This is a genomic window from Rhodoferax sp. ZS1R25 (genome assembly GCF_056521335.1).
Window position 1 is genome coordinate 186,451 of sequence record NZ_JBWMAZ010000001.1, and the last position, 13,345, is coordinate 199,795.

Annotated in this window: 11 protein-coding genes; 3 read left to right on the plus strand and 8 right to left on the minus strand. The window is 65.6% G+C overall.

The features are described 5' to 3' along the window. Positions 1-132: 132 nt before the first annotated feature. Positions 133-1,044, plus strand: a complete 912-nt coding sequence (locus tag AC097R_RS00815) for an AraC family transcriptional regulator (RefSeq protein ID WP_479595693.1) — start codon at positions 133-135, stop codon at positions 1,042-1,044. Here AC097R_RS00815 and AC097R_RS00820 read toward each other — a convergent pair. Beyond that, a complete protein-coding gene (locus AC097R_RS00820) occupies positions 1,041-2,252 on the minus strand; it encodes an MFS transporter (RefSeq protein WP_479595695.1) in 1,212 nt (403 codons plus the stop codon). The two genes, AC097R_RS00815 and AC097R_RS00820, sit on opposite strands and share 4 nt — an antisense overlap. Before the next feature lie 58 nt (positions 2,253-2,310). Between AC097R_RS00820 and AC097R_RS00825 the strand changes: the two genes are divergently transcribed. Beyond that, positions 2,311-2,904 carry a tRNA-uridine aminocarboxypropyltransferase gene (locus tag AC097R_RS00825; protein ID WP_479595697.1) on the plus strand — a complete coding sequence of 198 codons (594 nt, stop codon included), beginning with the start codon at positions 2,311-2,313 and terminating at the stop codon, positions 2,902-2,904. A 51-nt stretch (positions 2,905-2,955) separates the two neighbouring features. On the opposite strand, the gene AC097R_RS00830 is transcribed toward AC097R_RS00825, so the two are convergent. The 6 genes from AC097R_RS00830 to AC097R_RS00855 all read right to left on the minus strand — a co-directional run bounded on the left by AC097R_RS00830 (position 2,956) and on the right by AC097R_RS00855 (position 10,720). Then, on the minus strand, positions 2,956-5,409 hold the full coding sequence (locus tag AC097R_RS00830) for a glycoside hydrolase family 3 C-terminal domain-containing protein (RefSeq protein WP_479595699.1): 2,454 nt from the start codon (positions 5,407-5,409) through the stop codon (positions 2,956-2,958). A gap of 17 nt (positions 5,410-5,426) precedes the next feature. Next, on the minus strand, positions 5,427-6,101 hold the full coding sequence (locus tag AC097R_RS00835; protein WP_479595701.1) for a hypothetical protein: 675 nt from the start codon (positions 6,099-6,101) through the stop codon (positions 5,427-5,429). Beyond that, positions 6,101-7,105, minus strand: coding sequence for an MYG1 family protein (locus AC097R_RS00840; RefSeq protein WP_479595702.1), 1,005 nt, complete (start codon positions 7,103-7,105; stop codon positions 6,101-6,103). Before AC097R_RS00840 ends, AC097R_RS00835 begins: the two co-directional genes overlap by 1 nt. A gap of 113 nt (positions 7,106-7,218) precedes the next feature. Beyond that, a complete protein-coding gene (locus AC097R_RS00845) occupies positions 7,219-8,772 on the minus strand; it encodes a methyl-accepting chemotaxis protein (RefSeq protein WP_479595703.1) in 1,554 nt (517 codons plus the stop codon). Positions 8,773-8,863: 91 nt separating this feature from the next. Then, positions 8,864-10,075: a YbfB/YjiJ family MFS transporter gene (locus tag AC097R_RS00850; RefSeq protein WP_479595704.1), complete on the minus strand. Its 1,212-nt coding sequence runs from the start codon at positions 10,073-10,075 to the stop codon at positions 8,864-8,866. Positions 10,076-10,156: 81 nt separating this feature from the next. Further along, positions 10,157-10,720 (minus strand): fasciclin domain-containing protein, encoded by a 564-nt coding sequence (locus AC097R_RS00855; RefSeq protein WP_479595705.1) that lies wholly within the window; start codon positions 10,718-10,720, stop codon positions 10,157-10,159. A 127-nt stretch (positions 10,721-10,847) separates the two neighbouring features. Here AC097R_RS00855 and AC097R_RS00860 point away from each other — a divergent pair, with 127 nt between their 5' ends. Beyond that, complete coding sequence (locus AC097R_RS00860) at positions 10,848-11,594, plus strand: TerC family protein (protein ID WP_479595706.1); 747 nt, start codon at positions 10,848-10,850, stop codon at positions 11,592-11,594. Here the strand turns inward: AC097R_RS00860 and AC097R_RS00865 are convergent, their stop codons facing one another. Further along, on the minus strand, positions 11,595-13,334 hold the full coding sequence (locus tag AC097R_RS00865; RefSeq protein WP_479595707.1) for a bifunctional protein-serine/threonine kinase/phosphatase: 1,740 nt from the start codon (positions 13,332-13,334) through the stop codon (positions 11,595-11,597). Positions 13,335-13,345: the final 11 nt, after the last annotated feature.

Here is a 13,345-nt window from a genome sequence, read left to right on the forward strand (position 1 = left end):
TGAACCGGGCGGCGACCCCCTTGGTCGTCGCCATGGGAGAAATGTAGGCACTGGGGCCAATACGGTCTATGCTGCAAAGTCTTGTTTTCCATTGCAATCGTCCAACGCACTTTTCAGGCGCTGTCTATCTCTATGGATCCTCTTTCTGATGTTTTGTCGTTGCTGCAACCGCGCAGCCATGTGTCCGCAGGTTTTGATGCGGGGGGCGATTGGTCGATTGCCTTCACCGGCAACGTGGGCATCAAGTGCTATGCGGTGGCGTCGGGCGAATGCTGGTTGGCGGTCGAGGGCGTGGCCGAGCCCGTGCAACTGAAGGCCGGGGACTGCTTTCTGCTGCCCAGTGGGCGGCCTTTTCGCTTGGCCAGCGACCTTGCGCTGGCACCGATGGATTCGACCACCGTGTTTCCGCCCGCCCAGGCGGGCGGCGTGGTGCGATGGAATGGCGGTGGCTCGGTGTTTTTGGTGGGCAGCCGCTTCACGCTGGCCGGCCAGCATGCGGACATGCTGCTGGGCATGTTGCCGCCCATCGTGCACATCCGCAAGACGCAGGAGCAGGCGGCGCTGCGCTGGTCCATCGAACGCATGATGCAGGAGCTGCATGCGGAGCAAGCGGGTAGCTATCTGATGGCGCAGCACCTGGCCCACATGATGCTGGTGCAGGCCCTGCGCGTGCACATGGTCCGTGGCATGGAGGGTGGCGTGGGCTGGTTGTTTGCGCTGGCGGACAAGCAGATCGGCGCGGCCCTGCGCGCCATGCATGCCGACCCTGCCCGCAGCTGGAGCCTGCAAGACCTGGCGCAGCAGGCTTGCATGTCGCGCTCGGCTTTTGCACACAAGTTCAAGACCACGGTGGGCGTGTCGGCAATGGACTACCTGACGCGCTGGCGCATGCTGCTGGCCGCCGACCGGCTGGCGCGCACCCCAGAGCCGCTGTCGGCCATTGCGCTGTCGCTGGGGTACGAGTCCGAGAGCGCCTTTGGCACCGCGTTCAAACGCGTGATGGGCAGCTCGCCGCGGCAGTATGGCCGCTTGGTGGTGGGCTAATCCTTGTGCTTGCCCGAAGCGCCGATGGCGGACGACACACTCAGGCTCAGGACGACCAGTGGCAAGGCGACCCCAAACGCCCATTGAATGCCAAAGTGTTGCGCCACAAAGCCCAGCAAAGGCGGCGCCAGCAGGAAGGACACGAACGCGGTTTGCGCCAGGGCCGCCACGTTCACATTCGATGGCCGGTCGGTGCGCTGCGCGGCGGCAGACATGGCCAGCGGGAAGATGGCACTGCTGCCCACACCCATGAGCGCAAAGCCCAGCAACGAGAGCGCGGGATTTAACGCCAGGTACACCAGCACACAGCCCACGGCCAGCACGCTCAACAGGCAGCGCGCCACCAGCACGGGGCTGTGCCGCTCGACAAACCGATCCGCCACATAGCGGGTGAATGCCTGCGCCGCTGCCCCGGTGGCCACGGCCACCCCACCCATGAAGGGCGTGGCGTTGAAGATGTCGCGCATGTAGATGGCAGACCAGTCAAAGCCCGCACCCTCCAGCACCATGGCCGGCAGGGTGACCAGCACCAGCAACAAGATGGCGCCGCTGGGCACCGAGAACTTGGGGGCTGGAACATCCGCATGCTGCTGGTCCGCTTCGCGCTGCGGGGCCACCTCAAACTTACCCAGCAGCGCGGTGGTCAACACACACGAGATCAGCACCACCACCAGCAGGTGAGCCAGCGGCGACACCTCCAGGTAGGCCATCAGCGAGCCCAGCGCAGCGGCGCTGAAAAAGCCAATGCTCCAGAACGCGTGGGAGCGGTTCATGATGCGGCGGCCCGTGGCGTGCTCGGCCCGGTCGGCTTCCAGGTTGACGGCCACTTCAATCGCCCCCAGCATCAGGCCGGCCGGGAACAGGCTGACAAACATCCAGGCCGGCGAACTGGCCACGGCGGCCAGCGCGTAGAACACCGGCAACACGGGCAACAGGTAGAGGAACACGCGACGGTGCCCGGCCCGCTCGACCAGGGGCCCGCCAAAGGTCAGCGACACCAGGGTGCCCGCCGCCACGCCGATCAGGGCCAGCCCCAGCGCGCCCTCCCCCACACCCATGCTGCGCTGGATTTCTGCCAGCCGCGGAAAAAAGCCACCTATGCAAAACGCATAGAGAAAAAAGCTGGCAAACACGCGGCGGTGCATGGGCATGTTCAGCCCCAGTTTCCAACTCAACGAAGTGGGGTGTTGTGTGTTTGCCTCTGTCATATTGGTCTTTCTGTGTTGTACCGAAAAGGGACAATGAACGTCCCGACTACTGAACCTGATGCCCCGCCTACTCTGCCCACACTGCCTGCGGCCGCAGACCACCTGCATCTGCCGCTTTGTCACGCCCACCGCGCCGGCCTGTGAGGTGCTCATCCTCCAGCACCCGCTGGAGGCACACCACGCCAAGAACAGCGCGCGCCTGCTGCACCTAAGCCTGCCCGGCAGCCGCCTGGTGGTGGGCGAGGTGTTTGACGACGCCAGCCTGCACGCGCTGCTGTCCGACACCCACACCACCCTGCTGCTCTACCCGCCCACACCGTACGAACACCACACGCCGCCTACGTCACTGGACCCCGCGGCGCTGCACGATCCGGCCCGCCTGCGGCTGGTGGTGCTGGACGCCACCTGGCGCAAGAGCCGCAAGATGCTGCACCAAAGCCCTGCCCTGCAGCGCTTGCCGCGGTTGGCCCTGACCGATGCGCCCACCGGCCGCTACGCAATCCGCAAGGCCCATGCGCCCGGGCAGCTGTCTACGCTGGAGGCCACCTGCGCGGCGCTGGCGCAGCTGGAAGGCAACGCCGCACGCTGGCAGCCGCTGCTGGCAGCGTTTGACGGGTTTGTGGCGCAGCAGCAGGGTTTGGTGCCAAACTAGGCGCTAGCCCCCGTCAACACTGCGCCAACAGCTCCTGATTTAGGAGCAAAACTAACCGTGCCAGTCGCCCGTCAGCACCACGGTGTGGTTGGCAAAGGCGTCATCCGCCGTGGTGCCCAGGTGCAGGCCAAAGCTGCCGGCCTCGGCGGTCCAGCGCTTGTGCGGTACGTCGTAGAACGCAAAGGCGCGCATGGCCAGCGTGAGTTTGGCGGTGCCGCTGGCGCCTGCAGCCAGGTGCAGCTTGGCAAAGGCCTTGAGCTCGCGCCCAGGGCGGGCCACGCTGGCCTCTGCGTCGCTCACATACAGCTGCACCACGGCCTGGCCGGCGCGCGTGCCAGTGTTGCGCACGTCCACCTCCAGCGTGATGCTGTCGCCAGGGCCAAAGCTGGCGGGCACGCCGCGCACGGGGCCATAGTCAAACGTGGTGTACGAGAGGCCGTGGCCGAACGGGAACTGCACGGCCAGCTGCTTCTGCTGGTAGTGGCGGTAGCCGATGAACACGTCTTCGCCATAGCGCACATGGCCGTCCACGCCGGGGTACTGCGCGGGGTCACCAAAGGCCACGGTGTCTTCCAGGCGCAGCGGCCAGGTTTGGGGCAGGCGGCCACCGGGCTCGGCGGTGCCCAGCAGCACATCGGCAATGGCGTTGCCGCACTCCTGGCCGGGGTACCAGGCCTGCAGCACGGCGGGCACGCTGGCCAGCCAGGGCGTGGTCACCGGCGAGCCGGTTTGCAACACCACCACGGTGCGCGGGTTGGCCGCAGCCACTTGGGCGATGAGCGCGTTCTGGTGGTGTGGCAGGGTGATGCTGGTGCGGTCCAGGCCCTCGTTGTCCCACTCGGCATTCAGGCCGGCAAACACCACGGCCACATCGGCGTTGCGCGCGGCCTCTACGGCGGCGGCAATGTCCGTGGCGTCCAGCACGCGGCCGGCGCCTATGCGCAGCGCGCGGAAGTTCACCTCCTCGTAGCCCGCAGAGCTGTACTCCACGGTGAGGTCGCACACCTCGCCGGCCCGCAGGTGGCGGGTGTGGCGCACTTCCTCGCAGCCAAAGGTGAAGTAGGGCTCGCCGCGGCTCCAGGTGCTCCAGGCGTCGATCACCGGCGTGCCGTTGATGGAGGCGCGGCTCAGGCCCGCGCTGATGAGCGAGAACTGGTGCTCGCCTGCGGCCGTGGCCACAAAGCGCAGCGTGGCACGGGCCGAGAACTTGCCCGCCTGCACGCCATCTGGCAAATGGCCGGCCCAGATCTGTTCGGTGTTTTCCACCGTCTGGGTGCAGACCACGGGGCCGCTGAGGTCGGTGCTGTTGAAAAACTCCATCTGCATGGGCGTCTTCAGCACGGGCACCCAGCGGTGGATGTCGGCCCCGGCGTGGTGGGTGAAGGTGGCGTTGGGCCACTGGGCGCGCAGCGCGTCCAGCGGGGCCACGCGGTAGTGCGCGTTGACGGTGGCACTGCCCCCGCCCATGATTTGCGGCACCACGGCGGGCTGGCCAATCACCGCCACGCGGCGGGCCGTGTCGGCCACCAGCGGCAGGGTGTGGTTGTCGTTCTTCAGCAGCACGGCACCTTCGGCACCCAGGGTGCGGATGAGCTGGCGGTGGGCGGGCACGTCGTCGGCGCGCTCGGGCGGAATCACCGGGTCGGCAAAGCTGCCCACGCGTTGCATGAGCAGCAGCACGCGGCGGGCGCAGTCGCGCACGGCCTGGGCGGGCAGGCGGCCGGCGTTCACGGCGTCCACCAGCTTGTGCCCGCGCTCGCGCGTGGGGCCGGGCATTTCCAGGTCGGTACCGGCCAGCACGCCCTGCACGGTGTCGTGCACGGCAAACCAGTCGGTCATCACCAGGCCGTCAAAGCCCCACTCCTCGCGCAGCACGTCGTTCACCAGGCGGCGGTGGTCGGCGGCAAAGGTGCCGTCGATGCGGTTGTAAGACGTCATCACGGCCCACACACCGGCCTCTTTGACGGCGCGCTCAAACGGCAGCAGGTACAGCTCGCGCAGCGCGCGCTCGGGGATGTCCGAGCTCATGGACATGCGCTGGTACTCGCTCTCGTTGCCCACAAAGTGCTTGATGGTGGCCGACACGCCAGTGCTTTGTACGCCACGCACATAGGCCACGGCCATCTCGGACGACAACCAGGGGTCTTCCGAATGGCACTCGAAGTTGCGGCCGTTGAGCGTGGTGCGCTGCAGGTTCACCGTGGGGGCCAGCAACACGCGGGCGCCCTTGATCTTGGTTTCTTCGCCCAGCGCCACGCCGGTTTGCTGGATCAGCGCGGGGTTCCAGGTGGCGGCCAGCGCAATGCCAGCCGGAAAGCAGGCAGTGCTGGGGCCGTCTTTGAAAATGCCGCCACGCGCGCCGTTCGGGCCGTCACTCACCTTCACCGCGGGCACGCCCAGGCGGGGAATGGGGGCGGTGGTCCAGTGGTCCACACCGGTGAGCAGCAGCATCTGCTCCTCCAGCGTCATTTGGTCCAGCAGGGTGTTGAAGGTGTTGGCGGTCATGGTTGTCTCTCTATGGTTTAGTTTTTGCGCATGAACTTGAAAATCAGGATCCAGAAGCTCAGGATCAGCGATGCCACGGGGAACTGCAGCGCGGTGGGCATGAAGTAAATGACCAGCACGCCCGGGCCCCACACACACCACACGGCGATCATCACGGGCAGGAAGCGCTGGATCAGAAAATCGGGGGTGAAGAAGCGCCGCAGGGAGGCGGTGGTGAAGCCTTCGTCCTTCCAGAGGAAGACGGCGACCATGAAGAAGTTGGAGACCGGCGAATACACGAACTGGTCGAACAGCATCTTTCTGACGATGGTGGCCGCATCGTTGCCGCTGCCAAACAGGCTGACCTGCACGGCGTACAGCATCTGCACCGACATGCCAATGAAGCCAAACACCACGAAGGAAAAGGCCATGTCGCGGACGATGGTGTGCGGCACAGGCTGGCGCAGCACGGCCCAGGCCAGCAGCTCAGGCACCAGCACGGCAAACGCCGCGTAGGTGAAGAACGACCCCGTGTAGCCCCAGGCCTGCTTGAACGCACCCCACTGCGTGAGCCCGCTTTGCACGGCCGGGCTCCCGGCGTAGGCGATGAGCAGCAGCACCAGCCCGCTCCAGAGCACCAGCCCGGGTTTGATGTTGGCCAGTACGGCGGTGCGAACCTGGTGCAGCGCGGTGGGGGTGGCCGTGCCCGCCATCAGGCGGCGCCCACCGCTGCGGCCGTGCGCTCTGCCAGCGCCAGCTCGGCCAGCTTCAGGGCACCGTCAAAGCTGCGCGCGCCACCGATGAACAGGTTCAGGTGGCAAAACACGCTGTCGGCCACACCGCTCACCGCGGCCAGCTCGGCGTCGCGCAGGCCGGCCCAGCTTTCGGGCAGGTCCATGCGGGCGGTGAACGAGCCGGCTTCCACCGGCACGGTCTTGATCTGGTACTGGTTGCCGTCCGAGTCGGGGTAGATGACAAACATCACGTCGGGCATTTCGTTCACCACCACATGCGTCCAGGGCATGCCGCCCTCTTGCAGGTGCAGCACACGGCCGCCCAGCAGGCGCGGCGCGTTGCGCACGGTGTCCATGGCGCGCAGCTGCGCCACTTTCTTGCTGATGGCGTGGTCCAAAAACTTGCGCGTGATGGCAATGGCTTCACGGAAACGCGTTTCCAGCAGCTGCGCCTTGGCGGTGTGGTTCAGGCCTTGCTCTTCCAGCCAATGGGTGTTGAGTTGGGCGATGAGGCTGGACAGGCCAAAGATGCCGGGCGACACGTCGCCCTGGCCGGTGTCCACAATGTCCAGGTACTGCACCAGCGAATGGTCGATGGAGTTGACCACGCTGGCCACGGCGGCCTCGTCCAGCGTGTGGCCGTGGGTGCCGGCCCAGGCTTTGACGTAGGCCGTGCCAAAGGCCGACCACACCAGGCCCGCGCTGGCGTAGCCCACGCCGGGCACGGTGGCGCCGTCTACCTCACGCGCGGGGCGCGCGCCGTCAAAGCCGCGCTGGTGGTGGTCAAAACGGCCCTTGGTGGCGTCCCAGGTGCCGCCGACATCGACCACAAAGTCGGCGGTTTCAATCAGCTCTTGCTTGCGGGTGCGGATGAGGGTGTGCGATGGGAACACGCCCATCAGAATGCCTACGCCAAATACGTCGTCGGCGTGGAAGGTGCCACTGTGCGTGGCGATGGTCGTCGTGGTGGTTGTGTCGGTCATGGGGGAATTTTAGGGTGAAACACCCCTCTAGCCCCCAAACCACTTGCGCCACCAGCTACTGATTTAATAGCAAAAAACCTGGGTAAATGTCACTGTTGCGGGCAGTGTTCCTGTCAGCGCAGCTTGAACACCGACACCGCGTGCACCAGCTCGCGGGCCTGGCCGCTGAGGCTGCTGGCGGCGGCGGCCATTTCTTCCACCAAGGCGGCGTTTTGCTGGGTGGCCTGGTCCATCTGGGTGACAGCCTCGCCCACCTGCGACACGCCAGCGCTCTGCTCGCTGCTGGCGGCGCTGATCTCGCCCATGATGTCGGTCACGCGGCGGATGCTGGTGACCACCTCGTTCATGGTATTGCCCGCCTTGTCCACCAGCGCAGTGCCCTGGTCCACACGGGTCACGCTGTCGTTGATCAGGGTTTTGATTTCCTTGGCGGCCTCGGCACTGCGGCCCGCCAGGCTGCGCACCTCAGACGCCACCACGGCAAAGCCGCGGCCTTGTTCGCCGGCCCGCGCGGCTTCCACGGCCGCATTCAGCGCCAGGATGTTGGTCTGGAAGGCAATGCCATCGATGACGTTGATGATGTCGGCAATGCGCTTGGAGCTGTCGCTGATGCCCTTCATGGTGTCCACCACCTGCGACACCACGGTGCCACCCTCCATCGCCACGGTGGAGGCGCTTTGTGCCAACTGGTTGGCCTGGCGGGCGTTGTCGGCGTTGGCTTTGACGGTGGACGACAGCTCTTCCATGCTGGCGGCGGTTTCTTCCAGCGCGCTGGCCTGGCTTTCGGTGCGTGCGCTCAGGTCCTGGTTGCCCTGGGCGATCTCTGCACTCGCGGTGGCCACCGACTCGGACCCCGTGCGCACGGTGGACACCACGTTGATCAGGCCGTCCTGCATGGAGGACAGGGTTTGCAGCAGCTGGGCGATTTCGTCCTTGCCCTGCGTATGGATGGGGCGCGACAGGTCGCCTTCGGCCACCGCGCGGGCGGTTTCCATGGCCTGGGCCAGCGGGCCCGTGACGCTGCGGCTGATGACCATGCCCAGCCCCACGCCCATCAGCACGCACAGCACGATCAGGCCCAGTGTCACGTTGCGGCTGCGTTCGTACAGCACGGTGTTGTCGTCGGACACGTGGCGCGCATTGGCCTCAAACACCTGGGTCAGGTCGGTCATGGCCACCCCCACCTTGATGCTGGGCTGCACCACGCTGCCCCCCAAAAACTGCAGCACGGGGGAGTCGAGTTGCATCTCGGTGCTGGAGATCAGCTTGAGGATTTCTTCGAGTGCCTGCTGGTCGGCCTTCCAGGCCTCGTCCACCTTTGCAAAGGCGGCCAGGGTTTCGGGGTCGCTGGCTTTGCTGCGTGCCTCCTTCATGAGCTCCAGGCTCTTGGTACGCCCCAGCTCGATGCGTTTGAGCGCACTGGTCCGGCCCTCCATATTGGTGGCGATGATGGCGTCGCGCAGGGCCACCACGGCGGCATAGCGCTGCACGTTCGCCTCTTTGACCAACGAGAGACTCACGGTTTGTTTCTCGTAGAGGGCGGTGTCGGCGTCGTTCAGCACGCCCATGTTGCGGATGGCGAACAGGCCCAGGGCAGCGCCAATGAGGGACACCAGGATGAAGGCCAGTACCAGCTTGGTCGAGATTTTGTAATTGGAGAGAGACAAGGCGTCACCTTTCTGGTGGGTGGGTTCTGGGCAGGCAGCGCGAAGGCGCAGAGGATTTTATCGACCAGAAACTCAAAAAAGATAGCGCTATTTAGCGCTGGGCAGCCTGCGGCTGCGGGTAGCGCTGCACCAGCCAGTAGTACAAAACAATACCCAGCAGCAGGCTGGCAGCTGCCGTTTCCAGGGACAGGGCAAAGCCCTGCGCCGTGCTGCTGCTGTGCGCCAGCAGCAGGGCCACCCAGGGCGGCCCGGCAATCTGCCCCAGGCCATACACCGCGGTCAACAGGCCAATGAAAGCCGAGGCCCCGTGCGGGCGCAGGCGCCGCACCTCTTGCATGGCGAACAGGGTGATGGCGGTGAACGGCAGGCCAATCAGCAAGCTGCCCAGCGCAAAGCCGAACAGGCTAGGCCACCACACGCCCAGCAAAATGCCACTGGCCTGCAGCGCGTAGCAGGCCATGAGCAGGTGGCGCCGGTCCCACTGCGTGGGCAGCCGGATGGTGAGCAGCGCGCCCAGCCCCACGCCCACACCAAACAATGGCCAAAACAGGTCCAGCCACAAAGAGTCCGGCAGGGCTTGGCGCGCGATGACGGGCAAAAAGGTGGCCGTGACGATGTAACCAAACCCGGCCAGCCCATAGGCCAGCGCCAGCACGGTCATGGCGCTGTTGCCCGATGCGTCTGACGCCACCGCGGACGGCGCGACCGTGGGCACCACGCCCTGCAGCTGCGGCCACAGCAAGGTGGTGAGCACCAGGGCCAGTGCGGCCATGGTCATCCAGCCGGTGGCGGCGGTGAGCCCTGTGGCTACCATGGCCGTGGCGGCCAGGCCGCTCACCGCAATGCCCAGCCCCGGCCCCACATAGATCACGCCTGCCAGCTGCGGCGCACCCAGCGCCGCCAGCCGCGCCAGGCACCAGCCCGAGGTGTAAACAAACACCAGCGCACTGGCAATGCCGGCCAGCAAGCGCCACAGCGGCCAGGCCAAGGGCCAGTGCAGCGCCATGCCCAGGGTCAGCAGCACGGTGAGCGCCAGCCCCAGACGCATGGCCTTGGTATGCACCACGGGCCGCAGGGCGGGCCAGCGTGACCAGGCCCAGGGCTGCAGTGCGCAGGCCATGGCGCCCAGCCAGTAGCCGATGTAGTTGGCCGTGGCCAGCCAGCTGGCGCCAGGCAGGTCAATCACGCCGTCGTGCAGCATCATGGGCAGCAGCGGCGTGAAGGCAAACCGGCCAATGCCCATGGCGACCGCCAGGGACACCAGGCCGGCCAGGGCAATGGCAATCGGTTTCTGTGTACGCATGCACCCATTGTGCAGACACGCAGACGCAACTACGCCCCCAGGCCATTACCGGCGCTGGGGGCGTAGGCGGGTCAGGGTGAATTACTTGGGCAACAGCACCTTGTCAATCACGTGGATCACGCCATTGGACTGGTACACGTCCGCAATGGTCACGGTGGCGGTGCCACCTTTTTCATCGGTCAGCATCACTTTGGAACCGCTGGCCTTGGCGGTCAGCGTGCCGCCGCTCACGGTCTTGATGGTGGCCATGCCCTTGCCGTCCATGATCATCTTGGTCAGTGCCGCAGCGTCCCACTTGCCGGCCACCACGTGGTAGGTCAGGATGGTGGTGAGCGTGCCCTTGTTCTCAGGCTTCAGCAGGGTCTCTACCGTGCCAGCGGGCAGCGCGGTGAAAGCTGCATTGGTGGGGGCGAACACGGTGAAGGGGCCGGGGCCTTTCAGGGTTTCGACCAGGCCTGCGGCCTTGACGGCGGCCACCAGCGTGGTGTGGTCTTTGGAGTTGACGGCGTTGTCAATGATGTCCTTGGAGGCCAGCATGGGCGCGCCGCCCACCATGACGTCGGCCATGGCGGCCACGGACACGGCGGACATGACGAGGGCCAGGCTGAAGGAAGCGAGCTTGCGGGTGGTGAATGCAGATGCCATGGAAATACTCCTGTTGGGGGTTGGTAACAAAAGCCGAAATGTCGCGGCTGTACTGAATACGCGGCCCCGTGGAGATTGGATTCAACTAAATTACGCTGTCGTTACAGACTGAAACAAGGAAATGACCATGGACTTTTTACTCGACCCCAATGTCTGGATTGCATTCGGGATGCTCACGGCCCTGGAGATCGTGCTGGGCATCGACAACATCATCTTCATCTCGATTCTGGTGGGCCGCCTGCCACCCGAGCTGCGCGACAAGGCACGCCGCCTGGGCCTGGGCTTTGCCATGGTCTCGCGCCTGTTGCTGCTGTTCTCGCTGAGCTGGGTGATGGGGCTGACCTCTGACCTGTTCACGATTGCCAGCCACGGCTTCAGCGGGCGCGACCTGGTGCTGCTGCTGGGCGGTGTGTTCTTGCTCTACAAGGCATCGCACGAAATCTTTGTGGAAGTGGAAGCGCGCGACCAGCACGCCCCCGCTGCCGCCGACTCGGCTGCCGTCAAGGCCGCGGGCACCCGGCTGTTCTGGGCCATCATCGGCCAGATCGCCATCATCGACATCGTGTTCTCGCTGGACTCGGTCATCACCGCCGTCGGCATGGTGGACCAGATCAGCGTGATGGTGGCCGCGGTGATTGCCTCGGTGGGCGTGATGCTGGTGGCGGCCAAGCCGATTGGTGAGTTTGTGGACAAGCACCCCTCCGTGAAGGTGCTGGCCCTGGCCTTTTTGGTGATGGTGGGCATGGCCCTGACCGCCGAGGCCTTTGACCAGCACATACCCAAGGGCTACATCTACGCCGCCATGGCCTTTTCGCTGGGGGTGGAAGCGCTCAACATTCGTGCGCGCAGCAAGCGCCTGGCGCGCAAGGCCTAACTAGTGCCGCCCCGACACCATCGACAGCAGCAGCACGACCGCAATGGCCAGCAAGACCGACACGCTTTTCCAGAACACCAGCGGGTTGCGCTCGATGAGGGGTGGGCGGGTGCGTTGCAAAAATTCCTGGTTGGGGTGGCGCAGGTCGTACAGAAACTCTGAGAGCTCGGCGTAGCGCTTGGCGGGGTTGGGGTGCACGGCTTTGCGCAGCACGCTGTCGATCCACGCGGGGATCTCGCGGTCGTCGTCCAGCACCGAGTGGTACTGAAGCTGGTTTTGCGCCGACCGCGTGCGGGCCCGCGCGACCTGGGCGCCATAGGGCAGACGCCCGGTGAGCAGGTGGTAGGTGAGCACGCCCAGCGAAAAAATGTCGGAGCGCGCGGTGCCACTCTCGCCCAGAAAGTACTCGGGCGCGGCGTATTGCACGGTGCCCAGCAAATCCTGCTCGCCACCGGGCAGGGGCGCGGCCTCGGCCAACCCGGCCACACGGGTGGAGCCAAAGTCGATGATCTTGGCGGTGCCGGTGCCATCGATCATGATGTTGTCGGGCCGCAGGTCCTGGTGCAGCATTTCCAGCCGGTGGAAGGCCTGCAGGCCCTTGCCGATTTGCTCCACCAGGCCGCGCACGGCTTCCAGTGTGGGCTTGGGGTTGTCGGTCATCCACTGCGCCAGAGTTTGCCCGTCGATGAACTCGGTCACCACGTACACATAGTGGCGCTGGCGGGTTTGCAGACAGGGCTTGAGCACATGCGCGCTGTCGATGCGCCGCGCCACCCACTCTTCAGTCAGAAAGCGCTCCACATACGCGGCGCTGGTCTGCAGGTCGATCGATGGGGTTTTGACCACCACGGGACTGTTGGTCTCGCGGTCGATGGCCAGGTAGATGTGGCTGCGAAAACTGCCGTGCAGCTCACGCACGATGGTGAAGCCATCAAAGTCTTGCCGCGGCGTGAGGATGGGCGGGAACGGAAGGCCCGAGAGGGCACGCACCATCTCGTTCACCGCCTGATGCGGTAGCGCGTCCACCCGCACGATCTGCACCGTGAGGTTGTCGGGGCTGCCTCTTTGCAGCGCCGCGTCCGCCAGCGCGTGGGCCGCATGGTCCAGGTCGGCGGCATGCGTCTGCAGCAGCTCGGTCAGCACATGCGTCGGCAGGTGTTCGTACACGCCATCCGTGGCCAGCACAAACACATCGCCCACTTCCACCGGCAGGGCCTGGTAGTCCAGCTCCAGCTGCGCGCCCATGCCCAAAGCGCGGGCCAGGTAACTCTGCCCGTTGGCCACCCACACGCGGTGGTCTTGTGTGAGCTGCTCCAGCGTGCCAGCGCGCAGGCGGTAGATGCGGGAGTCGCCCACATGGAACAGGTGGGCCGTGGTGGACTTGAGCACCAGCGCGCTCAGCGTGCAGACGTAGCCCTTGTCGCGCTCGTAGCGGTAGGGGCTTTGCTGCGTCTGCGCGTGCAGCCATGCATTGGTGGCGCTGAGGATGCGCTCCGCAGACGTCTTGACCGACCAGGCCTCGGAGGTGCAGTAGTAGTCCTCCAGAAAGCTGGTGACCGCCGCCTGGCTGGCCACCTGGCTGACTGCACTGCTGCTGATGCCGTCGGCCAGGGCCATGGCAATGCCCTTGGAGCTGAGGTGGGGCTCCTTGGGAACGACCAGACCATGGAAGTCCTGGTTGGTGTCCTTGCGGCCCTTGTCCGAGTACTGCCCTGCCGAGATCTGGAGTGCGTGGGCCAAGACCTGTCCGT

Coding starts and splice junctions, on each gene's coding strand:
- AC097R_RS00860 (WP_479595706.1), top strand. CDS start 10,848: ATGGACTTTTTACTCGACCCCAATGTCTGGATTGCATTCGGGATGCTC.
- AC097R_RS00855 (WP_479595705.1), bottom strand. CDS start 10,720: ATGGCATCTGCATTCACCACCCGCAAGCTCGCTTCCTTCAGCCTGGCC.
- AC097R_RS00820 (WP_479595695.1), bottom strand. CDS start 2,252: ATGACAGAGGCAAACACACAACACCCCACTTCGTTGAGTTGGAAACTG.
- AC097R_RS00815 (WP_479595693.1), top strand. CDS start 133: ATGGATCCTCTTTCTGATGTTTTGTCGTTGCTGCAACCGCGCAGCCAT.
- AC097R_RS00825 (WP_479595697.1), top strand. CDS start 2,311: ATGCCCCGCCTACTCTGCCCACACTGCCTGCGGCCGCAGACCACCTGC.
- AC097R_RS00830 (WP_479595699.1), bottom strand. CDS start 5,409: ATGACCGCCAACACCTTCAACACCCTGCTGGACCAAATGACGCTGGAG.
- AC097R_RS00840 (WP_479595702.1), bottom strand. CDS start 7,105: ATGACCGACACAACCACCACGACGACCATCGCCACGCACAGTGGCACC.
- AC097R_RS00835 (WP_479595701.1), bottom strand. CDS start 6,101: ATGGCGGGCACGGCCACCCCCACCGCGCTGCACCAGGTTCGCACCGCC.
- AC097R_RS00850 (WP_479595704.1), bottom strand. CDS start 10,075: ATGCGTACACAGAAACCGATTGCCATTGCCCTGGCCGGCCTGGTGTCC.